Source organism: Roseovarius conchicola, assembly GCF_041403425.1.
Taxonomy (GTDB): Bacteria; Pseudomonadota; Alphaproteobacteria; order Rhodobacterales; family Rhodobacteraceae; genus Roseovarius; species Roseovarius conchicola.
Genome location: NZ_JBGEHK010000001.1, coordinates 668,319 through 692,626 on the forward strand (window position 1 = coordinate 668,319; position 24,308 = coordinate 692,626).

At 57.2% G+C, this 24,308-nt stretch carries 22 protein-coding genes; 11 read left to right on the forward strand and 11 right to left on the reverse strand.

The window, feature by feature from the left end:
* Positions 1-2: 2 nt before the first annotated feature.
* On the forward strand, positions 3-422 hold the full coding sequence (locus V6N02_RS03135; RefSeq protein ID WP_371224028.1) for a DUF1499 domain-containing protein: 420 nt from the start codon (positions 3-5) through the stop codon (positions 420-422).
* On the opposite strand, the gene V6N02_RS03140 is transcribed toward V6N02_RS03135, so the two are convergent.
* The gene (locus V6N02_RS03140) at positions 357-641 is read right to left on the reverse strand and encodes a hypothetical protein (RefSeq protein WP_371224029.1); all 285 of its coding nucleotides are present in this window, start codon (positions 639-641) and stop codon (positions 357-359) included. The two genes, V6N02_RS03135 and V6N02_RS03140, sit on opposite strands and share 66 nt — an antisense overlap.
* A gap of 65 nt (positions 642-706) precedes the next feature.
* Between V6N02_RS03140 and prfA the strand changes: the two genes are divergently transcribed.
* The 3 genes from prfA to V6N02_RS03155 all read left to right on the forward strand — a co-directional run bounded on the left by prfA (position 707) and on the right by V6N02_RS03155 (position 3,347).
* On the forward strand, positions 707-1,756 hold the full coding sequence (prfA, locus tag V6N02_RS03145) for a peptide chain release factor 1 (protein WP_371224030.1): 1,050 nt from the start codon (positions 707-709) through the stop codon (positions 1,754-1,756).
* Positions 1,753-2,583 carry a peptide chain release factor N(5)-glutamine methyltransferase gene (gene prmC / locus V6N02_RS03150; protein ID WP_371224031.1) on the forward strand — a complete coding sequence of 277 codons (831 nt, stop codon included), beginning with the start codon at positions 1,753-1,755 and terminating at the stop codon, positions 2,581-2,583. The genes prfA and prmC overlap by 4 nt, the downstream gene beginning before the upstream one ends.
* 227 nt (positions 2,584-2,810) lie before the next feature.
* Positions 2,811-3,347 carry a DUF4167 domain-containing protein gene (locus V6N02_RS03155; protein ID WP_371224032.1) on the forward strand — a complete coding sequence of 179 codons (537 nt, stop codon included), beginning with the start codon at positions 2,811-2,813 and terminating at the stop codon, positions 3,345-3,347.
* Between the two features lie 92 nt (positions 3,348-3,439).
* Here V6N02_RS03155 and rsmA read toward each other — a convergent pair whose 3' ends face one another.
* The 4 genes from rsmA to V6N02_RS03175 form a co-directional block, all read right to left on the reverse strand.
* Entirely contained in the window at positions 3,440-4,279 is an 840-nt protein-coding gene (gene rsmA / locus V6N02_RS03160; RefSeq protein ID WP_371224033.1) for a 16S rRNA (adenine(1518)-N(6)/adenine(1519)-N(6))-dimethyltransferase RsmA, read from the reverse strand.
* Positions 4,280-4,533: 254 nt separating this feature from the next.
* Positions 4,534-5,316, reverse strand: coding sequence for a pyrroline-5-carboxylate reductase family protein (locus V6N02_RS03165; RefSeq protein WP_371224034.1), 783 nt, complete (start codon positions 5,314-5,316; stop codon positions 4,534-4,536).
* Positions 5,317-5,331: 15 nt separating this feature from the next.
* Positions 5,332-6,699 (reverse strand): NAD(P)/FAD-dependent oxidoreductase, encoded by a 1,368-nt coding sequence (locus V6N02_RS03170; RefSeq protein ID WP_371224035.1) that lies wholly within the window; start codon positions 6,697-6,699, stop codon positions 5,332-5,334.
* Between the two features lie 12 nt (positions 6,700-6,711).
* The gene (locus V6N02_RS03175) at positions 6,712-7,887 is read right to left on the reverse strand and encodes an NAD(P)/FAD-dependent oxidoreductase (protein ID WP_371224036.1); all 1,176 of its coding nucleotides are present in this window, start codon (positions 7,885-7,887) and stop codon (positions 6,712-6,714) included.
* A gap of 139 nt (positions 7,888-8,026) precedes the next feature.
* On the opposite strand from V6N02_RS03175, the gene V6N02_RS03180 reads away from it, so the two are divergent.
* From V6N02_RS03180 to V6N02_RS03200, 5 genes are all read left to right on the forward strand, one after another.
* Positions 8,027-8,671 (forward strand): GntR family transcriptional regulator, encoded by a 645-nt coding sequence (locus V6N02_RS03180; RefSeq protein ID WP_371224037.1) that lies wholly within the window; start codon positions 8,027-8,029, stop codon positions 8,669-8,671.
* Between the two features lie 44 nt (positions 8,672-8,715).
* Positions 8,716-9,696 carry a TAXI family TRAP transporter solute-binding subunit gene (locus V6N02_RS03185; RefSeq protein ID WP_371224038.1) on the forward strand — a complete coding sequence of 327 codons (981 nt, stop codon included), beginning with the start codon at positions 8,716-8,718 and terminating at the stop codon, positions 9,694-9,696.
* Between the two features lie 65 nt (positions 9,697-9,761).
* Positions 9,762-12,362, forward strand: a complete 2,601-nt coding sequence (locus V6N02_RS03190) for a TRAP transporter permease (RefSeq protein ID WP_371224039.1) — start codon at positions 9,762-9,764, stop codon at positions 12,360-12,362.
* The gene (locus V6N02_RS03195; RefSeq protein WP_371224040.1) at positions 12,355-12,780 is read left to right on the forward strand and encodes a universal stress protein; all 426 of its coding nucleotides are present in this window, start codon (positions 12,355-12,357) and stop codon (positions 12,778-12,780) included. Before V6N02_RS03190 ends, V6N02_RS03195 begins: the two co-directional genes overlap by 8 nt.
* A 50-nt stretch (positions 12,781-12,830) precedes the next feature.
* The gene (locus V6N02_RS03200; RefSeq protein WP_371224041.1) at positions 12,831-14,885 is read left to right on the forward strand and encodes an oxidoreductase; all 2,055 of its coding nucleotides are present in this window, start codon (positions 12,831-12,833) and stop codon (positions 14,883-14,885) included.
* 220 nt (positions 14,886-15,105) lie between these two features.
* Here V6N02_RS03200 and pdxA read toward each other — a convergent pair whose 3' ends face one another.
* Genes pdxA through lptF form a run of 5 tightly spaced genes read right to left on the reverse strand, consistent with a single transcriptional unit; the run spans position 15,106 to position 21,725 of the window.
* Positions 15,106-16,074 carry a 4-hydroxythreonine-4-phosphate dehydrogenase PdxA gene (gene pdxA, locus V6N02_RS03205; protein WP_371224042.1) on the reverse strand — a complete coding sequence of 323 codons (969 nt, stop codon included), beginning with the start codon at positions 16,072-16,074 and terminating at the stop codon, positions 15,106-15,108.
* Entirely contained in the window at positions 16,071-17,306 is a 1,236-nt protein-coding gene (locus tag V6N02_RS03210; protein ID WP_371224043.1) for a peptidylprolyl isomerase, read from the reverse strand. Before V6N02_RS03210 ends, pdxA begins: the two co-directional genes overlap by 4 nt.
* Before the next feature lie 5 nt (positions 17,307-17,311).
* The gene (locus V6N02_RS03215; protein WP_371224044.1) at positions 17,312-19,519 is read right to left on the reverse strand and encodes an LPS-assembly protein LptD; all 2,208 of its coding nucleotides are present in this window, start codon (positions 19,517-19,519) and stop codon (positions 17,312-17,314) included.
* Entirely contained in the window at positions 19,516-20,607 is a 1,092-nt protein-coding gene (gene lptG, locus V6N02_RS03220) for an LPS export ABC transporter permease LptG (protein WP_371224045.1), read from the reverse strand. Before lptG ends, V6N02_RS03215 begins: the two co-directional genes overlap by 4 nt.
* Positions 20,604-21,725, reverse strand: a complete 1,122-nt coding sequence (lptF, locus tag V6N02_RS03225) for an LPS export ABC transporter permease LptF (RefSeq protein ID WP_371224046.1) — start codon at positions 21,723-21,725, stop codon at positions 20,604-20,606. Before lptF ends, lptG begins: the two co-directional genes overlap by 4 nt.
* Before the next feature lie 205 nt (positions 21,726-21,930).
* Here lptF and V6N02_RS03230 point away from each other — a divergent pair, with 205 nt between their 5' ends.
* Positions 21,931-23,400, forward strand: coding sequence for a leucyl aminopeptidase (locus tag V6N02_RS03230; protein WP_371224047.1), 1,470 nt, complete (start codon positions 21,931-21,933; stop codon positions 23,398-23,400).
* Between the two features lies 1 nt (position 23,401).
* Positions 23,402-23,860 carry a DNA polymerase III subunit chi gene (locus V6N02_RS03235; protein WP_371224048.1) on the forward strand — a complete coding sequence of 153 codons (459 nt, stop codon included), beginning with the start codon at positions 23,402-23,404 and terminating at the stop codon, positions 23,858-23,860.
* A 16-nt stretch (positions 23,861-23,876) separates the two neighbouring features.
* On the opposite strand, the gene V6N02_RS03240 is transcribed toward V6N02_RS03235, so the two are convergent.
* Positions 23,877-24,308 (reverse strand): DsrE family protein, encoded by a 432-nt coding sequence (locus V6N02_RS03240; protein ID WP_371224049.1) that lies wholly within the window; start codon positions 24,306-24,308, stop codon positions 23,877-23,879.

Below are 24,308 nucleotides of genomic sequence, written 5' to 3' on the forward strand. Positions count from 1 at the left end.
GCATGAACTGGCTGGTGTATTTCCTGGTGGCAGTCGTGTTGGGGGCCATAGGCGTGGCCGTTTGGGCGCGTATGGCACCCTCGGACCCCGCCATCTGGCACGCCATGCCGGGGGCCGTGACCGACCGGGATATGGCCGGTGGCGCGATGCGTGTGGTCGGGGCCGGGGAGGACGGTCTGACCCGGCTGGATCAGATCATTCGCGCAGAGCCGCGCACGCAAGTCTTGGCCGGATCAGCAGATGACGGCATGATCACCTATATCGCGCGGTCAAGACTTTTTGGGTTTCCCGACTACATCACAACCCGTCAGAATGGTCCGCAGATCGAGATTTACGCACGGTTGCGGTTCGGAGCGTCAGATCTGGGCGTGAATGCCAGGCGACTGGACCGCTGGCTGGCTTTGCTCGGGCAGGGAGGATGACAGGCAACCTTCGCTGATTTCGCGCCACATGGGCACGTTCAGTGACATCTGGCATTGGGCCATGAAACTGCGCCCATCCACATGCAGGCAGGTCATGTCGCCAATCTCAAGGCGTGCCCCGGATTTATCGGTGCAATAACAGTCAATCGCTTTGCCACCCATCGTGCCATCAGCAAGAACGGGGCTGGCGATCAGGATCAGAGGCAGAAGATACTTCATCCTGCAATTATATCATGGGTTTTCGCCTTGACCAAAGGTTTTGAATACGTGACAGGATCGCCCCCATGATACCCTTGGACAGATTAGAACAGATTACCCAGCGCTTCGAGTTTATCGAGGCGCAGATGGCCGAAGGCGGTGGGGATATCGCGCAGCTGGGCCGCGAATATGCTGAACTGCGCCCGGTGGTCGAGGAAATCCGCGCCTATCGCCAGATGCTGGATGATATCGAGGGCGCGCGCGCCATGCTGGATGATCCCGAGATGAAAGAGCTGGCCGAAGAAGAGCTGGCCGGGCTGGAAGCTCAGAAACCCGATCTTGAAGCGGCTTTGCAACTGGCCCTATTGCCCAAGGATAAGGCCGATGCACGTCCTGCCATGGTCGAAATTCGTCCCGGCACGGGCGGTGAAGAGGCGGCGCTTTTTGCCGGTGATCTGCTGCGGATGTATCAACGCTATGCTGAGTCCCGTGGATGGAGCTTTGACGTTCTGGAAGAAACCCAGACCGAGTTGGGTGGGATCAAAGAGGTGGTTGCTCACGTGAAGGGGCAGAACGTCTTTGCCCGAATGAAGTTCGAATCCGGCGTTCATCGGGTGCAGCGCGTTCCCGAGACGGAATCTGGCGGGCGCATTCATACTTCGGCGGCAACCGTGGCGGTTCTGCCCGAAGCCGAGGATGTGGATATTCAGATTGATGCCAATGACATCCGCATTGATACGATGCGCGCCTCCGGTTCGGGGGGGCAGCATGTGAACACCACCGATTCCGCCGTGCGCATCACGCATATCCCGAGCGGGATTGTCGTGACCAGTTCCGAGAAATCCCAGCACCGCAACCGCGAGATCGCGATGCAGGTGCTGAAAACCCGGCTGTATGACGCCGAGCGGCAAAAAGCGCATGATGAACGTTCGGCCGATCGCGCATCGCAGGTGGGCTCGGGCGACCGGTCCGAACGCATCCGCACCTACAATTTCCCGCAGGGACGGATGACCGATCACCGCATCAACCTGACACTCTACAAGCTCGATCAGGTCATGCAGGGTGATCTGGACGAGGTCATTGATGCGCTGACCGCCGATGCCCAGGCTACCTTGCTGGCGGAGATGGAGGGGTGAACGTTCAGGATGCCCTCGCCATTGGGGTGGAAATGTTGAGGGGTGTTGGAATTGATGATCCGGTTCGAGACGCTCGCAAATTGATGGCGGCTTGTCTCGGGATCGAGCAGGGACGGCTCACCCTCCATTTGCATGAAGAGTTGGAGGCCGTGCCGGAGGCGGTGTTTTTTGCGGACATATCAGAAAGACGTGAAGGCAAGCCCATCTCCCAACTTTTGGGTTGGCGTGACTTCTATGGATATCGTTTTGAGCTGGGGCCAGAAGTGTTGGACCCTCGGCCGGATACAGAAACCCTTGTTGATGCTGCGCTTTCACAACCGTTTTCCGAGGTCCTCGATCTAGGGACGGGATCAGGCTGCATCCTGCTGACCCTGTTGGCCGAGCGGCCCGAGGCGATTGGAATTGGCACGGATATTTCGGCTTCGGCGCTGGCGCTTGCCCATATCAATTCAAGTGCCTTGGAGGTTGAGAATCGCTGTGCCCTGATTGAAAGCAACTGGTTCGATGCTGTCGGTGGCCGCTATGACCTGATCGTGTCAAACCCGCCTTACATCGCCGTCAGAGAAATGGCGGACTTGCAGCCAGAGCTCTCTTATGAACCGCGTATTGCCCTAACGGATGAAAGGGATGGGCTGAGCGCCTATCGGATTATTGTGCCGGGGGCAGGGGCGCATCTTGTGCCCGGAGGGCGTCTGTTGGTTGAAATCGGTTGGCAGCAAGGCGCGGCGGTTTCGGAGATGTTCAAAGCGGCCGGATTTGACGCGATCACCGTGATTCCCGATCTGGATGGGCGCGACCGTGTTGTCAGCGGGGTTTGGCCAAAATAGCGGTGTTTGGGCCAAATATGGCGGAAAATACACCGATTCTTTGCCTTTGCCCTTGTACAGCGCCCCGTCGCATGCTTATTGAATATTAGTCAACGCGACCGACGCCCGTTTGGGCGATCCCGCCTGACACCAAGCCATGACACGTCAGATTCGGCAAATTATACTCGGCGCAAGGGGCGCCAATCGGATCAAGCGACGATTTGAGCATAGGGCAATCAGCTAATACAATGAGATCATCGAAGTCACGTTCGCGCAATAAGGGCAATCGCAACAACAACCGCTCTGGGGTCAATGTTATCAACCGCGTGTTTGATAGCTCGGGACCCGAAGGCAAGGTGCGCGGAACGCCACAACAGATTATTGAGAAATACAACCAGCTGGCGCGCGATGCCCAGCTAAGCGGTGACCGTGTGGCCACTGAGAACTTTCAACAGCATGCCGAACATTACCTGCGTCTACTGGGTGAGGCTCAGAAAGAGCAGGAAGCCAAGCGCGAAGAGCAGGAACGCCAGAATCGGGAACGTCAGGCTGAACGGGATCGCGAACGTGCTCAAAGGCAGGAACGCGAATCTAATGGTGGTGATCTGGCCGACGCACCTCAGCCCGATGTGATCGTCGCGGACAGCGGTGATGCTGGTTTGGTGGAAACACCCGAGGCGCAATCGCCCCCCAAACCAAAACGCCAGCGCAGGCCTAAAAAGCCCGCCGATGACGACGCGCCTGAGGATGCTCCGAAGGGCGATGCACCCGAAGCGGCAGAGTAAGGCTTCGAAACAGAACACCGAACACGCGGGCCACTCGGCTCGCGTTTTTGTTTGCTCAAATGAGCGTCCTAAGGCTTTGCCTGGTCAGCGGTTCAACTCTGAAACTGCCGGGCCAGCGCGCAGAACTGTTCAAGGCCGACAGTTTCCGCGCGATCCGTGGGTTTGATACCGGCATTGATCAACCGGTCTTCAATGTCAGGTGCCAAGCCTTTCAGGGCCGCGCGCAGCATTTTGCGGCGTTGATTGAACGCCTTGGCCACTACCCGCTCCAGTGTCTTGGCGTCTGCCGGAAACCGTGGCTCTGGAAACGCCTTCAGATGCACCACGGCGGATGACACTTTGGGCGGCGGCGTGAACGCCTCGGGCGGCAGACTCATAACGATCCGCGTTTCAGCCCGCCATTGTGCCAGCACGGCCAGACGCCCATAGGCTTTTGAGCCGGGCTGTGCCACGATCCGCTCGGCCACCTCGCGTTGAAACATCAATGTCAGGCTGTCCCAGAAGGGAGGCCATTCGGGCGGCGTCAACCAGCGCACCAACAGTTCCGTGCCGACGTTATAGGGAAGGTTGGCCGCGATACGGATCGGGGGCTTCAGATGGTCCAGTGCGTTGATCTCAAGCGCGTCGGCATTCAGTACGGACAGGCGGTTCGGATAGGCGGCGGCGATCTGCTCCAGCACAGGCAGACAGCGGCTGTCTTTCTCGATTGCCACGACACGGCGCGCGCCCTCAGACAGCAACCCACGGGTCAGACCGCCTGGACCGGGGCCGATTTCAAGCACATCGCAACCTGTCAGATCACCGGCTTGCCGGGCGATCTTGGCGGTCAGGTTCAGATCCAGCAGAAAGTTCTGGCCCAGCGACTTGCGCGCAGAAAGCCCGTGATCGGCAATCACCTGTCGCAGCGGGGGAAGGGTGTCGATGGAGCTCATGATCTTTCCATTCAGGATTAGGGCTGAAAAGGCAAGTGCTGCATGGCATGTCGGACGGCTGCTTTGCGCGACGAAGCAGTCCTTTGCCAACGCAGCTATTACTTGTGCAGAAAGCTTTGTCGCTTGCGACACGAGAAATACGGGATTGAAACGGATTTTCCGTTTCCGGTTACTCAAACAAGCTTCAAATCTCACGTCGTAAGCACTTTGCTGATATCAATGCGCGCTATCCACAACTCAGCTTGCGACTTGGCTTAGGCCAGTTCGATGGATCGATTTCGAGCGGCTGATAACGTGGCATGAACCAGGCTGGAGAGAGCATCGCCGCCTGTCATAGCATCCAGTCCGGCAGCGGTCGTGCCGTTGGGGCTGGTTACCGTTTTGCGAAGGTGTTGCGGATCAGCGGTTTGCTCAAGTAGACGTCCGGCAGCAACAACGGTTCCTATGGCCAGGTTTCGCGATGTCTCATCGGGCAATCCCAGGGTCTGCGCGGCTTCGATCATGGCTTCGCACAGCGCGAAATAGTATGCTGGCCCACTTCCTGAGAGAGCCGTAACCGCGTGCAGATCGTCTTCGCGATCAAGCCAGGAGAAGACACCGATCGATGAAAAGAGTGCGGCAACCAGTGTTTTTTGGCACGCCGTTGCGTTTTCCGATGCGTAACCGGCGCTTACCGCGTGCCCAACCATGGCGCCTATATTGGGCATGATGCGAACAGCTGCCGGTTCACCAGATATCGCGCGCTTAATGGTGTCAGTTGAAACGCCAGCCGCAACTGACACCAAAACTGAGTTCGGTCCGATAAATTCTCGCACCGATTTTAACGAGTCAGCTACCATTTCCGGTTTGGTCGCCAGGACAACCGCATCCGCAGCTGTAAATTTGGGTATCTTCGAAGCGGTATCGAAGTGCTGATGCTTGTGACCGGGAAAAATGTCTTCAGATATCTCTTCGAATGACGGCTTTGTGTGCGGATCAAGCGTCAAAAACTGAGTTGGTGTTTCTAATCCTTTCAGCCATCCGGCCAGCTCCAACAAGAATTACGGTTCGCATCAGAGCACTCCTTTGTCAGCGGCGCGCAAGGCCGTGATCAAATCGGCGTTCTTGTACCTGTCCAGAGAAAAATCCGCTGCGTAGTCGGGGAGTTCCGCATCTGCGATTGTTGCTGCACAAAGCTCGCCGGCCGCACAAGCAGCCATCGTTCCAAAGCCGGACATTGCGCAATTCATGAAAGCACCGTCCGGTCCCATACTGCCGATCAGCGGCCAGTTTTCTTCTGTTCGGGTGTACCACCCTCCATAATGGTGCATGTTTCGCGGAAGCTTGCCGTAATACTGCCTGAGAGCTGGCGTCAGTCGCGCAGCGCCGCGCAACACGATGTCGGGGTAGTTGTCATCCAGAGGGGGTTCCCAAGTGGCTTCTGCCGGAGTTTCGTTAAAAGCCCAGCCCAGTTTAACCCACTGTCCACCGTCGCCCCCATCCGGTCTGCAGTGAATTGCGCCCGGCAACTCTTGGGCAAGCCACGCGAAGTCGGGATCCTGAAGAAGCATTTCTTTCTCCTCAGCATTCCAATCAATCTCCTGGCTGTCGAGATCAATTGAAAAAGGCAAAGCGCGCGGGACCGCGCCCAGCCGATCCTCGAACGCAATTTTCTGCTGGAAGGTATTGTAGATCGGCAGTTCGACACCGAGCATTTCAGCGATCTTGCCCGCAAACGGCCCAGCGGCGTTGACGAAGATATCAGCTTCAATCATCTGCGTTCCGTCCGGGGTCTGTACTTCAACTTGGAATCCATCGTGTGAGGTCACGCTCTGCACATCCCCAACAACACGGTTTACGCCGAGTTCTTTGAGGTACTCGAGCATATACATGCCCAACTGCTGACCGCTAATATCGCCGCCCCGCCGGATATGTATGATTGTGGCAACCTCCCGGTCATAACTTGGGAAGTTCAACCGTATCAAATCTTGATTTTGCAGAATGTCGACGCCATCGGGAACGCCTTTCCAGTTCGGTTTGGCAAATGAATGATAGGTATTTGAGCTACGCGCGGTGTGATACCGAAGTAGTCGATCCGCGTCGTCCTTCAGTCCGTCGTGCAGTTGTCGCACCAGCCCATCGATGTTTGCATTTCGTGTTGCCAGCGCATATCCACGCCGGTTCATGTTGATCCGGTTGTTGCTGTTTCGCGCAATTTCTTCCAACAGATCGATGCTTCTGTTGGTGAACGAAACCATGGTCGGATGGGGCCACCAGTTTCTGTAGTTTTCACCCGACTGGGCAGAGGTAAACGACATCGGCTGATCCCGGTCAATCAAAGTGATCCGGGTAATTCCTTGATTTTTAGCCAGGAAGTAGGCGGTCGCTATCCCGATGATTCCGGAACCAAGAATGGCAACTTGATTGGTTGTCGTGGCCACTGGATTGCCCCTTTATTTGATTCCGATTTCAGGCAGAGGTTGATTTTCTTGAACCCGCGCGAACTCCAAGCGCGACAGGTCGATGGTTTGATAGCCACCCGTGAGCGCCAGTTCGGACAAGGCGCGCCCGACCGCCGGAGCATGCATAATCCCGTGCCCCGAAAATCCACACGCTGTGATGATATTGTCGTGGCCCGGGGAGTACCGGCCAATAATCATGTTTCCGTCCAAGGTGTTCTGCGCGTAGTGTCCGAACCAGCTGCGCTGAAGCTTGAGTTCTTCGAATTTGGGAACCAGCGCCGCCATCATCGGCCAGATCGTGTCTTCGAAGTAATTTGCAAAGAAGCCGGAATAGATGTCGTCAACGAACCCGGGTTCGATATCAAAACTGGGACGCCCCCCGGCAAATCCGTCCCCTTCCGGCCGGAAGAACATGCCACTTTCGTCCTTGACCAGTGGCAGAGGTTCAATCTCGTGGGCGCATTTCCAGAAGTGTTGAACGCGGCACATGGGAACAACAGGCAGGTGACCTCCGGTCATCTCGGCAAGGGGGGCCACCCATGGACCAGCGGTATTGATGAACAAGTCCGCTTCGATGCGCTGGCCGTTGTCCAGACCAAGGGACGTTACCTTTTTGCTGTCGCTGTCAATCCCAGTGACTTTTGCCTTGATGTATTGAACCCCGAGATGCTCTGCCGCGCGACGGAAACCCCATAGCCCCGCATTTGGATCAATCCAGCCATCATCGGGCGTATGGCAACCCAGCACAATGTCATCGCGCTCAACAGAAGGGAAACGGCGCCGCAGTTCGGCATAGTCGATCAGGTCGGCGTTGACGCCGAGCGAAGACTGCAACGCCTGGTTTCTGCGCAGGGTCTTTTCACCGTCTTTGGTCACGACAAACAGATAACCCTGCTCGGTGAAGTTGATGTCCGGGAGATCGGGAATGTCCGACAGCTCATTCTCAAAGTTTTTGTAGAATCCGAGGCTGAATGTGGACATCTGGACATTTTCCGCGACACTCATTTGCTGCCGCACACCCCCTGCGCCCTGGGGCGTTGTTGCGAATTCGTAACTTGGGTCGGGTTCGATTACGCAAACCGATCCAGCGATACCGGAGCGTGCGAGAAAATAGGCCGCAGCCGACCCCATGATTCCACCACCAATTATTGCGATGTCGTACTTCATGCCCTTGATTCCCTTTGCACTGGGATTTTTCAGCCGATTAATTTTTTAACAACACCAATGCCTTGGCGGTGTACGTATTATAAGTTGACAAAATAGTATACGATTTGCAAGGATCAAATCCGAAATTGATTTAATTCGGATGTTCAAAATGACGCTAAGTGCCGCCGACCCCATCTATGATGAGCTAAGAACGCAAATTCTGTCAGGCACCATCAAGCCCGGAACGCCTTTGCGGCAGGACGAGATAGCCAAGCGCTTTGGCGTCAGTAAAATCCCGGTTCGCGAGGCACTTAGGCGTCTTGAAGTTGACCAATTGGTGGTTTTTGAGCGCAACAAGGGTGCTGCTGTCCGAGGATATTCAGAGAGCGAAATCCTCCAGCTACTGGACATCCGGATCGCTTTGGAATGCCGGGCTTTGGAGCTGGCAATCCCAAATATGATCGAAAGCGACTTTCGGGACATGCGCAAACTGCTGTCGGATTATGCTCGACGCACCCAAGTCGCCGAATGGAGCGACGCGAACCTGCGTTTCCACCAAATGCTCTATGAGCCTTGCGGAAACACGCAGCTGCTTCTCATGATCAACGATCTGCAGGCAAAGCTGGGACAATATCTGCGGCTACTGGTTTCGACGGCCAGCGGCCTAGAACGCCCCATGCGCGAACATGATGAAATTCTCGACGCTTGTGAGCGCGGCGACATCAACACAGCGGTGGACAAGCTGCGCAAGCATATTGAAGTGACTCAAAAAGAGGTCGCCGCATTCCTGAGGCGGGGCGCATGAGCCTTTTCCATCCTTACTCAATGACAGAAATAGGGAGTACCCAAATGAGTAAACTAACTAAGCTGGCGGTCGCGATGAGTGTTGCAGCGGTTGCCGCCACCGGCGCTTCGGCCCAAGAGCGGCAATTCGTCAATATCGGAACCGCCGGTATCGGCGGCGGCTACTATCCGACCGGTGGCTTCATTTGCAACGTTTTGAACAAAAGCCGCAAGGAGCTGGGGCACAACATCCGCTGCACCGTCGAATCGACTGGCGGTTCTGTTGCCAACCTCCGTTCCATCCAGGCGGGCGAAATGGACATCGCTATCTCTCAATCGGACTGGCAGTACCATTCCTATAACGGCACATCCAAGTTCGAAGAAGATGGCGCGAATGAAGACCTTCGCTTCCTCTTTTCGCTGCACCTCGATACCGCACATTTGGTTGCGCGTGCTGATCTGGGCCTGAGCGCGTTCCCCGAGTTGGAAGGCAAAACCGTCAACATCGGCAATGCGGGTTCCGGCACGGAAGCAACGATGACCTTCGCACTGTCGCGCTATGATCTTGAGCCCGATAGCTATTTCGGCCAGGCAACACGTCTGACCTCGCGTGAACAGGCGCAGGCGCTTTGTGACGGCAAGATCGACGCGTTCTTCTATACGACGGGTATTACGGCGTCCTCGATCACTGAGGCGACCAACACCTGTGACGCGTCTATCCTGAGCTGGAGCGACGAGACCATCGACGCGATGATCGATGAGTTTCCGTACTACGCTCCGTCCACAATTCCGGCGGGCACCTACAAAGGGCAGTCCGAAGACGCACAGACCTGGGGTCTCGCCGCGACCGTGGTAGCGACCGCAGACACGGATGAACAAGTGGTCTACAATCTGGTCAAGTCTGTGTTCGACAACTTCGAAGACTTCAAGGCGCAATCCACATTGTACACCTATGTCACGCGTGAAGGCGCGGTCGCTAACAGTCAGTCGGCGCCGTATCACCCGGGTGCCGAGCGGTATTACCGTGAAGTTGGCTTGCTGAAATAAAACAAAAAAATGCGAAGGGCGCGTCGGTTTGATGCGCCCTTCCTTGTTTCCGGGGGACGGCGAACATGTCAGACAAAGCACATCAAGAAGAATTGGAAGACCTGATCGCCGAGAACGATACAGGTGCCCGGGACCCTTCCGGGCTGGCACGCAAAATCATTCTGGGTGTCGCAATCTTCTGGCCGATCTATCAACTCTACATGGCGTCGCCTCTGCCTTTCGTTACGGGGATAGGCCTTATTGACGACAGCCAGCAACGCGCAATCCACCTGGCCTTTGCTTTGTTCCTGGGCTTCCTGACCTTCCCGGCTTTTCTGTCCGCACCGCGCAAATACATCCCGCTCTACGACTGGATTTTTGCTATCCTTGCTGCGGGCTGCGCGCTTTATATCTTGGTATTTTATCGGGATGTGGTCGAAAATGCGGGGGGCATTCGGACCACCGCAGAAACCATCTCTTCCATTCTCGGCATCATACTGGTTCTGGAAATCACCCGCAGGGTGCTTGGCCTGTCACTTGTCATTGTTGCCACTGTTTTTACGGTCTACGTTTTCGTCGGGCCAATGCTGCCTGAACTGATCTCGCATCGCGGCTTTTCGCTGAACCGATACGTCGATCACATGTGGTTGACGACCGAAGGCGTCTTTGGCCTGCCGCTCGGCGTCTCCAACAGCTTCATCTTTCTGTTTGTTCTCTTTGGCGCGCTTCTCGACAAAGGCGGGGCTGGGAACTTCTTTATCAAACTGTCGTTCTCGATGTTGGGCCATCTGCGGGGCGGGCCCGCCAAGGCCGCCGTTGTTTCATCTGGCCTGACCGGCCTGATCTCAGGATCAGCCATTGCCAATGTGGTGACAACCGGGACGTTCACCATTCCGTTGATGAAGCGTATCGGATTTTCTGGCGAAAAAGCGGGCGCGATCGAAGTTTCATCTTCGATCAATGGCCAGATCATGCCCCCGGTCATGGGGGCGGCTGCCTTTCTGATGACCGAATTTGTTGGCATCACTTACTTTGAAGTGGTTGTGCACGCCTTTGTCCCTGCCATCGTCAGTTACATCGGCCTGTTTTATATCGTGCACCTCGAAGCAGTTAAAGCCAACATGCCGGTTCTTGCCAAAGTGCAGGAAAGTACACTTCTGCAAAGTTTGGGACGCTTTATGTTCGGGTTTGGGGCCGTCGCGCTGGTCGCTGGCATCGTCTATGCGGTTGCAACCGGCCTGGGCATGGTCGCAGGCGCCTACGTCACGCCTCTGGCCGGGGTTCTCATGATTGCTCTCTATATCTGGTTGCTCAAAATCGCCGCACATTATCCGGAGCTTGAGATCGACGACCCCAACGCGCCGCTGGTCGAGATTCCAAAACTCAAACCCACCCTGATGGCGGGTCTGCACTTTGCGTTGCCGATTGGTGTTCTCGTCTGGTGCCTGATGGTACAGCGTCTCTCCCCGGGTCTCGCCGTATCCTGGGCCATTGTGGTTATGGTGGCGATAATGCTCACCCAGAAACCATTGATGGCTCGTTTCCGCGGTGAAACCACGGGAGGACCGGGCGACGGTCTGCGCGAAGGCTTCAACGATCTCACTCAGGGGTTTATCGCCGGGTCCCGCAACATGGTCGGGATCGCCGTCGCGATGGGTGCTGCAGGCATCATCGTCGGCGTCGTCTCTCTGACCGGCCTGGGGTTGCTGATGACCGAGATCATCAATGCAGTGTCGGGTGGCAACGTCATGATTATGCTACTGTTTACGGCAATCATGTGCATCGTGCTGGGCATGGGCCTGCCCACAACGGCAAACTACATCGTTGTCGCGAGTGTGATGGCACAGCCGCTGGTCGTGCTGGCCGCGCAGAACGGATTGATCATCCCGCTTTTTGCTGTGCATCTCTTTGTGTTCTACTTCGGCCTGATGTCGGGAACGACACCGCCTGTCGCTGTAGACAGTTTCGCAGGCGCTGCTGTCGCGCGTTCAGACCCCATGAAGACCTGCATTCAGGCCTTCTACTATTCGCTTCGGACCGCGATCTTGCCCTTCATCTTTGTGTTCAATCCGGAGCTCTTGTTGATCGGCGTCGAGAACTGGTGGAGTGCGACGCTTATCATCGTGTCATCCACCATCGCAATGTGTGTCTTTGCCGCGGCAACGCAAGGGTACTTCTTCGTGCGCAGCTTCAGGCTGGAAAGTGCGCTGATGATTGTGATCGCGTTGTCGCTTCTGCGGCCCGAGTTCTGGTTGGATCGGCTTCAGCCTCCGTTCGAGAAGGTTGATCCCACCTTGATCTACCAAGTCGTTGAAGACGCAGAGAATGGCGCTCAGATTCAGATGCTGATGGAAGGCGAAAACTTCAGCGGAGATATCATTCAGCGTGTTGTGGCCATTCCGCTTGGCGAGACAGGTGCATCAGGCGAAGATCGCCTGCTTGACGCAACGGGCATGGAGATGCGCTTTGATCCGGAGGGGGTCTTTGTAGACAATGTTGCCTTTGACAGCCCGGCCCAGAAGTGGGGCGTGGATTTCGATTGGAAAGTTCTCGAATTGAACAAACCGAACTCGCGAATGGCTAAAGAATGGTTCTACATCCCCGCCTACCTGGCCTTGTTGGGGATCGTCGGCGGGCAGCTTGTACGGCGTCGAAAAAGTCAGGAGCAGGTGACCGAAAATGTATGATGATATCCTGGTTCCGATTGACCTGGGGCACCCGGAGGCGAGCCATAAAGCCATCCGCTCGGCATGTCAGATCGCTAAAGGCTGCGATGCTGTCCTTCATCTGCTAACGGTTGTTCAGCCACTCGACAGCTTCACGTCGACGTTCTTTCCCTCGGGGTTCACGCATGATGCGACGGAAGCTGCACAAAAAGCACTTCATGCGTTCTCGGATGCGCAAGACCTGGCAGGGATGAAGGTACACCACATTGTCGCTCATGGCGCGATCTACGACCAGATTTTGGCCATGTCACAAAAGGTCGGGGCGTCCATTATTGTTATGACGTCGCACCGCCCTGAGCTAAGCGATTACCTGTTGGGGCCAAACGCGGCAAAAGTCGTTCGTCATGCAAATTGCTCAGTCATGATCGTTCGGGAATAGATGCACTTGCTGGCGGCAAGTCGCGGCAGCATGTGCCCTCGGAGGTGCCTATGAACACGTCTCCCTATCAGCGTCTGTTCGACAGCTTCGAGCTGGGTCACCTGACCCTCAAAAATCGGATTATCAGCACCAGCCACGCCCCGGCCTATGCCGAGAATGGAATGCCGGGCGAGCGTTACCAAGCCTATCACGAGGAGAAAGCTAAGGGTGGGCTGTCGATGACGATGTTCGGGGGCGCGTCTTCGGTCTCGGCGGATTCCCCTGCATCTTTCGGGCAGTTGAACCTGAGCGATGACAGGGTTGTAGGCTACCTGACGAATTTCGCGAAACGTATCCATACACATGATGTCGCCCTGATGTGCCAACTCAGCCACGCAGGCCGCCGAACACGCCCGACCAGTGGCAACTGGCTTCCGACGGTGGCCCCTTCGGCCATCCGCGAACCTGCCCATGGTGCGATGCCAAAGATGTTGGAAACGTCCGATATCCGCAGGATAGTTCACGATTACGCGGCGGCTGCGCGCCGATGCAGCGATGGGGGCCTCGATGGGATCGAGCTGTTGGCCTCGGGGCATCTGATTGGTCAGTTCTGGAGTCCGTTATCGAACCGACGTTCGGACGACTATGGTGGGTCCTTCGAAAACCGGCTTCGATTTGGCATGGAAGTTCTCGAGGCAATTCGCAATGCCGTTCGCGACGATTTCATCGTAAGCCTGAGGTTCACCGCCAATGAGTTTCAGGATGGCGGCATCACCGAAGAAGATGGCATTGCCATTGCCCTGGCACACGCAACAACTGGGTTGGTCGATTGCCTCAATGTCTCAGGGGGGGCCAACTGGACCAAGGCGGGTGTCGCTGAAACAGTTCCCAGCATGGCGTTCCCATCCGGTCGATTTATCGAACTGGCAGGCAAGGTTCGTCGGGCATCCGGTCTGCCAGTGTTGCATGCCGCGGGTGTCGCGGATCTGGCGACAGCAAATTATGCAGTGTCAGAGGGTCATGTGGACCTTATCGGCATGACACGTGCCCAGATCGCTGATCCTCATCTCGTCCGAAAACATTTGCAGGGCAAAGACAACGAAATACGACCCTGTGTCGGGGCCGGGTTTTGCATCGACCGCATCTATCGCGGCGGGGATGCCTTTTGCGTGCACAACGCCGTAACGGGCCGCGAAACAGTCCTGGCACATGACACGAAGCCCGCCGATGTGAAACGAAATATCGTTATTGTCGGGGCTGGTCCGGCGGGGCTGGAGGCTGCCAGAATTTGCGCCGAACGCGGGCATGCCGTCACTGTGTTCGAAGCTCAAACGCAACCGGGTGGCCAGATCTACTACGCATCTCGGATACCGTGGCGGCAAAACATGCTCGGCATTACGCGGTGGCTCTTTGACCGCTGCACTGAATTAGGGGTGACGTTTCGATTCAATTCCCATGTGGATGCGACAGATATTGAAGACGTTGCAAAAGATGTTGTCATTTTGGCGACGGGCGGCATCCCGGACATGGACATCGTAGAAGGCGGTAGCTCTCTTGGCACTTCGACCTGGGATATCTTATCAGGTGAGGTAGCGGTCGCATCGAACGTGTTAATCTATGATGAAACCGGCAGTCAAAGCGGTGTTACAGCGGCAGAATACGCTTTGTCGTCAGGTGCGAATGTAGAATTGGTGACACCGGACCGGATGATTGCTGAAGATGTTGGCGTGACCAACCATGCCATTCATCTGCGGAATCTATATGGGGCCGGGGTCAGAATAAAGACCGATGAGCGTCTTTCGAAACTGGCGCGGGACGGAAATCAAATCCAGGCCACGTTCCGCAATGAGTATAGCGGCAAACGACTTATCCAGTCCTTTGACCAAGTGGTTATAGATGCCGGAACTGTTCCGATGGATGACCTTTATGATGAACTTGCGCCTGGCTCCGTAAACTCAGGACAAATCGACATCAGCGCATTTCTCAACGCTGACACACAGCCGGGTCTGACATTAGGAGGTCAGGAAAATGCACCGTATGCGCTGTTCAGAATAGGTGACTGCGTATCCGCCCGAGGCATTCATGCCGCGATTTTGGACGCCAGCAGACTATGTATGCTGATCTAGATGGAGGGACAAAGGATTGCATCATTCTCTGCTGCCGATTGCTTGTCAGCGCGTGTCTACTCTGAGCGGGTTGGTGCACAGGGGTAATCTGCGGGCAATTCGAATGGCCGCCTATCGTGTTGCATTGCGACGCGATAGTTGGTGCTCAAGCCGCAAGAATTTCGCTGCGAACGCGCGCAGCGAGATTTTGAGACTTCTGCAAAGGGCTCAAAGGGATCTTTCAAGATCGGCAGGAGGCCATCCTTTGCGCCATTTTCAAGGCCTCGATCAGCGAGGTTGGATTGGCAATACCCTGACCTGCTATATCCAGCGCCGTGCCATGATCCGGTGAGGTCCGCACGAAAGGCAGGCCCAGCGTGACATTCACGCCTCGATCGAAATCCAGTGTCTTTATCGGGATCAGGGCCTGATCGTGATACATGCAGATTGCGGCGTCATAGGTTTGGCGTGCGGCAGCGTGAAACAGCGTGTCCGCCGATAGCGGGCCGATCACATCAAAACCCGCGTCACGTAGCCGGGACAGCACCGGGTCGATCAGGTTGATCTCTTCCTGTCCCATCTTGCCGCCTTCCCCTGCGTGGGGGTTCAGCCCGGCAATGGCGAGACGGGGGGCCGCAATTGCAAAATCGCGGATCAGGGCGGCATGGGTGATGCGAATGGTGTCTTCCAGCAACTCGGGTGTCAGCGCTGCGGGGACATCGGACAGGGGAATATGGATCGTTGTGGGCACGACGCGCAGCTGATCCGAGGCCAGCATCATCACCACCCGTGGCACATCCGCCAATGCTGCCAGATATTCGGTGTGGCCCGGATAGGCAAAGCCAGCACCGTCCTGCAGCGCCTGTTTGTGGATCGGTGCGGTACAAAGTGCCAGAGCGGCACCGGATTGCACCAGATCGACACCGCGCGCGATGACGTCGATCACCGATTGCGCGTGGGCTGGGTCGGGCCGCCCATGGGTCAGATCACCCGGGAAGATATGGGGCAAAACCGGCAGGGCGTGGGCCGATGCTTTGATCGCTTCATCCGGCGAAGTGATCGTGGTCATGGGGGTGCCTTCAGGCACGTGCGCAGGATCGCCAATCAGGAAAAACGGAACGCTATCACGCAAGGCCGACCACGCCGCCGCTGCCAACTCGGGGCCAACCCCGGCAGGCTCACCACAACAAAGCGCGACGGGCGCCGTCATTCCTTTTCGATGATCCGCGCTTCGGCTCGTAATTCTTCCAGATAGCCGCTTGCAAAGCTGTCCAGCCGGCTGTTGGTGATAAAGGCGGTCAGGTCCTGATCGGTCGGGCCTTCTCCTTCCAACAGCGGAGAGCGCCCACACATCATAACCACACCCAGCGTTTCGCCGCCCGAGCGGGTGACGGTACCGATTTCGCCGGGATCAAGCCGGGCCAGTACGATAGCAACATCCTGGGGAATATCTGCAGGGGCTTCGCTGGTGCGTTCAAGCACCTCGGGGGGCTGGTCCTGGGCGATGCCATAAAGGTCGTCGCAGGTGTCGGTGTCATTCTCGATCTGCTGCGCACGCCCCAGATTCTCTTCGGTGCTCCCGCCAGCCAGATAATAGATTGCATATTCGATTGCGCTGTATTCAGGGGCAGGGGCGTCCTGCTCTTCGATGTCGCGCAGTTGGAACAGGGCGATTGCATTCTCAAGCGGCAAAGGATCGCTGACCTGTCCGGGGGCCAGCCCAAGGATGATCGGGCGCAATTGGGGTGGCAGATTGGTGAGCGGCATCCATTCCATGCGTCCGCCGCGACCGCGTGTACGCGAGGCCGAATACCGGCGAGCCTCGGCGGAGAACTGCGCCTCGGTGGTGGTGTTTGCTGAAATGCGTGCCGCGCGCTCCTGCACTGCTTCTGCCTGTCCGGGAGGGACCGGCATGATGATTTCTGACAGCAAGACACGCACGCTGGAGCTGCTTCCCGACACGGCGGCTTTGGCGCGCTCAAGGTCATCCTCGGTAACCGACACGCGCGGCGCGAACCGGGCGCGGGTCAGTTCTCGCCAGGTCAGGCCTGCGCGCACGAAATCGCGAAATGTGCTGCCTGACACTCCCGCGCTTTCCAGCTGTGCGATCAGCTGTTCGGCCGAGATGTTGAGACGCGAGGCAAACTCTTCCATGCCAAGCTGGATGTCCTGGTCTTCCAGAATAATGCCATTCGCGCGTGCGGCATCGACCTTCAGGCGGTCTTCGATCAGCTGGGTGCGGGCCAGTTCCGCCGGGTTGCCGGGCGCGCGAAACAGCTGCATCATTCGGGCGCGTTGCTGTAGCTCGTAACGGGTAATGGATTGGTCATTCACGATGATCACCGGCTCGAACAGATTTTGCGCAATCGTCGGCATGGCTGGCAGTGCCAGGGCAACCGAAAAAGCCAGGGCGACGGTGATTTTACGAAACGAAAGGGTCATTTAGGTTAGTTCCTGCATGTCCGGACGTAGCTTTTGTCCTGCGTTTTGGTGGTGAAGCCGCGCAATGCCACGGTGAAGCTGATATCTGTCGATGGTTCCAGAATAGTCGAAGAGGTGAAGCGGCGCGAGGCCGAAAGTTTCGCCTCTACGCATTCATTCGTGTAAGTCAGGCCGACCCCCGCTGTCACATTCCGATCACTGGCCACGTCATAGCGCCAATTGGCGCTGCCCGTCCAGTGGCGCGAGATGCGGTAACTTCCGTCGATCGCCCATTCAGAGGTTGTGCTGGGGCGGTTCTCGGCCGGGTCTGCGCGCAGCCAGATATAGGTGGCCCCTATATCGGCCAGATCGTTTTTCCAACTGGCGCGCGCCTCGGCCTTGGTGGTGTCATAGGCCCCGTCAAACAACCCGCGCGCAGTCAGACCCAACCCAAAAGGGGTCTTCAACTGTCCGGCCACCAGAACATCCGAATGCCGGCTTTGCAGCCCCGACGTGTTGGAAAAACTGCTGAGCCCGCTAACGTCCAGTTGGCGTTCTTCGCGCACGACTTGCCCCAGCACAAGCGTGTTTTCCCAACCGCTTGGATCAATCCGGCTCCAACTCAGGCCATAGGCCGCTGAAAGCCCGCGTTCTCGCCGGTCGGCCTCAGGAAAGCGCGACATGCTGAGCAGGTTGCCTTCGTCAAATTCGACATGAGTGGACTGATCATTGGGCAGGTTACTGGTATTGCCCCCAGCCCAGCCCAACTGGACCATCGGTTCGATGATATGGCTTGCGCCTGTGCGGGTCTGTTTCAGGAATGGCCAACGCAATTGTATCGAGCTGGAGGGAGTGACTTCGGTATCCTCACTGAGCGAGGTGCCACCGGCCTGGTCCACGAATACACTGTCAATGGCCAGTCCGGTCTGAAACCGTGCCAACACCCCCAACGGCAGCACCCAGTTGCGTGCCCAATCGGCTGAGGTGGTGATGCGTGTCACGTCACGGCCATCGGCATAGACATCAAAGTCAGGCCCATCCGTCGTCAGATCAGACGAGCGGTAATGGCTATGGGCCAGTGCCGAGAACACCAGTTCACCACCCAGCCGGGACGGGAAAAACCGTCGTTCATATTCGGCGTCTAGTGCGATGGTGGGCAGGGTTGAATTGGATTCGCCGATGCGCAACGAATGGAAATGGGTGATCGCGCCACGGATGTACTCATCGCGCTGGACCCGTTCGATAGCCACCTGACTGTCAAGCCGGTCCTTGTTGGAATAGGAGTAATCCAGCAGGTATGTGTCGTCATTCACCGCCTCGATATCGAAGGTCAGGTTAAAGCCGAGTCCCAGCTCGAACCGTCCTTCGCCAAAAATGTAGGCGCGGGTAGAGCGGACGCCCTGATCGTCGTCTGAAAAGGCGCCGTTGAATTCGACCTCACCATTTCGAAATGCCTGACGAAAACGATATTCGAGCGTGGCCGTCTTGGTGGCGATAAAAGGCGTCAGCGTCAGGTCAGCGTGATCACCGAGCTTGATGAAATACGGCACTTTGACGCCGGTGCCCAAAGTTGAAGAGCTGTAGATTTCTGGGATCAGGAAGCCTGTGGCGCGCGTCAGCGTCGGGTCTGGCAGGCGAAGACGCGGCAGGTACAGGATTGGCGTGTCCAGCACCCGGACTTGTGCATCATCGAAATAAAGCTGCTGTTCCTGTTGATCATGGATCACACGGCGTGCTCGGATTTGCCACAGAGGAGGCCGCCCGTTCTCACAGACCCGACAGGAGGTCACGGAGGCTTTATAGAGTTGAGAGTAACGCCCGTTGACGCGGTTCATCTCGTGCGCGGCCAATTGCAACTGATCATCCATCACCACGCGCGCACCGACCAGGATGCCGTTTTGCAGCGAACGATCCAACTCGGCCGTATCTGCCAGCACCAAAATGCGGCCTTCCTCGTCCTGCAAGGTGATCGGTCCCTCAATCCGTAACTGATCGGTGGTGCGGTCATAGGTGATGCGTTCGGCCTGCAGGCGGCGTCCTTCATAAAGCGCCTCGACATTGCCCTCGGCCACCAGCGTGTCATCGCCCGAAAGATACACATCATCAGCCACCAGAAGGGCAGGCGTTGCCGTGTCACTGGCCACGGGCAGGTTGGACTGGGCCGAAACGGGGTGGCCTATAGAGGGCATCACAAACAGCCCCAGCATCACCAGAAGAAATGCGCGCAGCGTCATCCATCCTCCATATGCAGAAGGATGCCTATCGCCAAGAGGAACGACGCCACAGGGGGAGCCCAGGCCGCCAGAAGAATGGGGATTTGCCCGTTCTCGCCAAGTATCTGCGCAAAGTTACGGATGTAATAGAGCGTAAAGCCCAGCAAGACTGCGATCAGCACTGACATGCCCGTGTTGGACAGGCGTGCGTGACGCATCGTGAATGCTGCCGAGATCAGGACGAGCGCGATCAGGAACAGGGGACGTGACAATTCCATTTGGAACCAGACCGCATAGCGGCGGGCGGAAAACCCGGCCTCTTCAAGCTGAGCGATGAAGGCGGGAAGATCCCAGAGCGGGATGTATTCCGGCTTGCCAAAGCTGTCGATGATCCGGTCCTGTGTCAACGCTGATGGCACGGTCAGTTGGTCCAACTGTTGGGAGGTCGCCTCGGGGTTGGTGCCCGCGCTCAGATCCCACAATTTGACATTGCTGAGCAGCCACTCGCCCTGTTTCAGCTCGGCGGTTTCTGCATTGACACGGCGCAGCGGAATGCCTGTGGGATCAAAGGAAATGAAGGTGGTGTTGAACAATACACTGACATCAGAACTCGCACGCACCGCATGGATCACGGTCTGTCCCTTCGGGCTGCCCTGACGCAGCCACAACCCTTCAGAGGCGATGGCCAACACGTTCGAGCCGCCGCCCAGATACCCGTTGACCAGATCGTTATAGCGTTTGGACGAGGCCGCCACGATCGGGTTTAGCATGGTGATGGTCAGGATGCCGATCAGGGCCGCCACGGTGACCGGGGCGACCAGCCCCTTCAACGCTGATCGTCCTGCAGCCCGCACTACCACCAGCTCCGAGGATCGTGACAAGCGCAAGAAAAGCGCCACGGTGGCAAGGATCATCACCAGTGGCAGGATTTCGTAATTGGCATGGGGCAGGTTCAGAAGCACGATCTCGGCCACCGACCAGAAGGGCAATTCGGGGAAATCCTGCAATTCGTCCACAAGATCAATAAGACCCAGCAACACCACGAAGACCAGCGCGATCAGGGTGAAGGTCCAAAAGAACTTTCGGGCAAAATAGAAATGCAGGATCATGCCGCGCCCCCCGCCGATCTGCGCCGTTGAAACAGTCGTTTGAACCAGCCCGGATTGGCGGCTAGGTATAGCATTACCGCGGTCAGCAAGGCGCCCGCAGCGGCAGGAACATATAGCAATGGCCACAATGCCGCCTTGGCCAAAACCGGGCCGGACACAACGCCTTCCACCAACTTGATGCCGACCAATAGAAAGAATGCCAGCACGATTTGCCACCAGACGCCAAACCGGCTGAACGTGCCCAGCAGCAGAGTGGCAAAGCCCACCATGGCCGCGACTATGCAAAGCAGGGCCTGATTGAAACGGTTATGGGCCTCAAATGCGACCTGTCCCAGGGTTGCCCCGGTGCGTTCTGACGCGGCCTGTGGGGTTAAAAGCAATTCAGGCGTGGGTGCAAAGGCGATGTTATTCAACGTGATCTCGTCACGCGAGATCAAGCTGGAAATGTCGTAAGAGAAATCCTCGAAATGGGTGGTGAACAAGCGGTTGCCGTTTTTGCGCATCACTTGACTAAGCCCCGACAGCATCACCAGTTTCGTTCCGCCCCCTTCGCGCACCAGGAAGGCGCGCCCCGACGTATAGGTCACCGGATTGTCCATGTCGCGACGGTCTGACAGGAAAACATCCTTCAACTCGCCATCGGGCGTGATGTCGCGAATGTAGAAGGTGATACCGGGGGCAGGGTGCAGAAATTCGCCCTCGGTCAGCAGCTTTGCGGTGATGTTGCGTGTCACCTCGGCCTGGCGCAGGCGCAGCTGAGACAGGCTGACGGGGATCAGAAGATGGGTCAGGATCGACATCATCACTGCGATGATTGCGCCGTAAATGAAGACCGGACGTACCAAACGCCAGGGCGAATATCCCGTGGCCTGCATCACGGTGAGTTCGCTTTCCGTGCTCAGCCGGTTGGTAACGTAAACCGCTCCGGCAAAGGCGGCGATAGGCAGCACTACACCGATCACACCGGGCAGGGTCAGGGCGGTGAACTCAAGAAAAACCCAGGCCGGCTGGCCATCGCCGATCAGGCGGTCAAACATTCGCACGGCCTTGTTGATCCAGAAGATCGACACCAGAACCAGCGCGAAAAATCCGAAGAGCACCATGAGTTGCGACAGCATATATCTGTCGAATCTGGCCACCTACATTCCCCCGAACACGAAATCTTGTGGTCAACCTATCGGAATTCCCCAAAGGGGAAAACTGCAAATACGTCTCTTTTTGATGATCGGCAGGAACCTGACCGCCGATCCACAGCGCGCACGGCTGGTCAATCAATTGCAGGCGCGCTAGGTCTGGTTCAAATTCGTCAATAGGAGCGCCAAAATGACCACACCTGTCGCCGTAGATTTCATTGAAACCGATCTGGATCAGATTGCCACGACGGAGGGCCGGGTCGCGGTATTCCTGACACCGGAAGGTAAGATGGATCCGTCCGCGCGTCGGGTGAATCGCCTGACCAAGGGCGCATTGGCCCGCATGGTGGAAAGCGGTGCGGTTGAAAAGATGAAAGAGGGTGAGGTTAAGACCCTGAACTATCCCACCGGCATGGCTGCTGACGCGTTGGATGTGGTGTGTTTGCCGCGCAATGCCAAACCCGATCTGGCCCGCAAAGCCGGTGTTGCTTTGGGCAAGGTCAAGGGCGAGGCAGCGCTAAGCGTTCTGGCCGGACTTGTACGTCGATCAGCCGACCTTGCCCAAGGGATCGCCCTGCGCGCCTATGAATTCACCGCCCACAAGACAGCCGAGGAGAAAGAGATTGGCGGCGTGACCATGATGGTTGCAAAACCTGACGAGGCCAAGGCCGATGCCGCCCCGCTGCTGGCCGTGGTTGAGGGCGTGCATTTCACCCGCGATCTGGTGGCTGAGCCGGCAAACCACCTCACCACCACCGAATTCGCCAAGCGCATCAAGGATATGGAAGCGTTGGGCCTGACCGTTAAAGTTCTGGAAGAGAAAGAACTGGAAAAGCTTGGCATGGGATCACTGCTGTCGGTGGGACATGGCAGCATCAGCCCTTCCAAGGTGGCGATCATGGAATGGATGGGTGGCAAGAAAGGGTCTGCGCCTCTGGCTTTGATCGGAAAGGGCGTTGTGTTTGACACCGGTGGTATCAGCCTTAAACCCGCCGCTGGCATGGAAGACATGACCATGGATATGGGCGGCGCGGGCGTCGTGGCCGGTGCCATGCGCGCGCTGGCCCTGCGCAAGGCCAAGGCCAACGTGGTCGGCCTTGTGGGCCTTGTCGAAAACATGCCCTCGGATCGCGCCACGCGCCCCGGTGACGTGGTGACCTCCATGAAGGGTGACACGATCGAGGTGATCAACACCGATGCCGAAGGCCGTCTCGTGCTGTGTGATGTGCTCTGGTATACGCAGGAAACCTACAAACCCGCCGCGATGATTGATCTGGCCACCCTGACGGGCGCGATCATCATCGGTTTGGGTCATGAAAAGGCGGGCGTTTTTGCCAATGACGATGCGTTCTGCAAGGATTTCCTTAAGGCCGCCGAGGCCGAGGGTGAAGGCGCATGGCAGATGCCGCTGGACCCGGCCTACGACGACCAGCTCAAAAGCCAGATTGCCGATATGAAGAACGTCGGCGGACGCCCCGCGGGCTCAATCACAGCGGCGCAATTCCTCAAGCGGTTCGTTAAGGACGACGTGCCATGGATCCATCTGGATATCGCTGGCGTGGCCAGCGTGAAATCTGAAACAGCCTATGCGCCGAAAGGGGCGACTGGCTGGGGTGTCATGGCGCTCAATCGTCTGGTGGCGGATAAATACGAGGGCTGAGATGGGCGCCGCCTTCTTCTATCACCTCACACGCGCCCCGCTTGAGGCGACTTTGCCGATCCTTCTGGGAAAGGCGCAGGGCGCGGGCTGGCGGGTGGCGGTGCGGGGCGCGGACAAGGCCCGCCTTGACTGGCTGGATCAAAAGCTGTGGTTAGGTCCGGATGAGGGGTTCTTGCCTCACGGGTTGGCCAGTGCTCCGCATGCCGAACAACAGCCTATTCTATTGACCGACGAGACGCATTATCCCAACGATCCGGCCTGCGTGATGCTGATCGACGGTGCCGAGCCTGATCCACAAGAAGTCACCAAAATGGAACGGGTCTGTGTGCTGTTTGACGGCCATGATGATGCTGCGGTTCAGACGGCGCGGGGCCATTGGAAGATTTTGACTGACACTGGATGTGCGGCGCAATACTGGTCCGAAGAAAGCGGCAAATGGGAGAAGAAGGCCGAAGCGTGACCCTCTTCCCCATCGCTCAGAACGACATGATCCGGGTGTTGTCCCCCAGCAAACGCGCCGCCATCGGAGCAGGCTTGGCCGGGGTGATCCCGTCCAGCAACGCGTCTGGTCCGACACCCTTGTTGGGCAGGTAAATCGCACAGACCTCGACCATGCCGCCTTCGGCCATGATCATCTGCATCAATCCCTGTGGCGTCATGCCTTTGGGTTCCTGTGGCGCGGTTGCGCTGGCCGGGGCATCCTTCAATGCCAAATCTCCGCCCGGGCCGCAGAGCAGCGTGTAGGTATTGGCACCTTGCTTCAGCGATTGCATGGTCAGGACCATGCTCATCAATTGGGTCTGTGGCTCGTCACTGGTTAGGATGGTGACAAGATCGGCCGGACCATCGGCCTGCGCTGGCAGGGAGAACAGACTGGCAAAGAGGGTGGCAAGTAAGGGTCGGCGCAT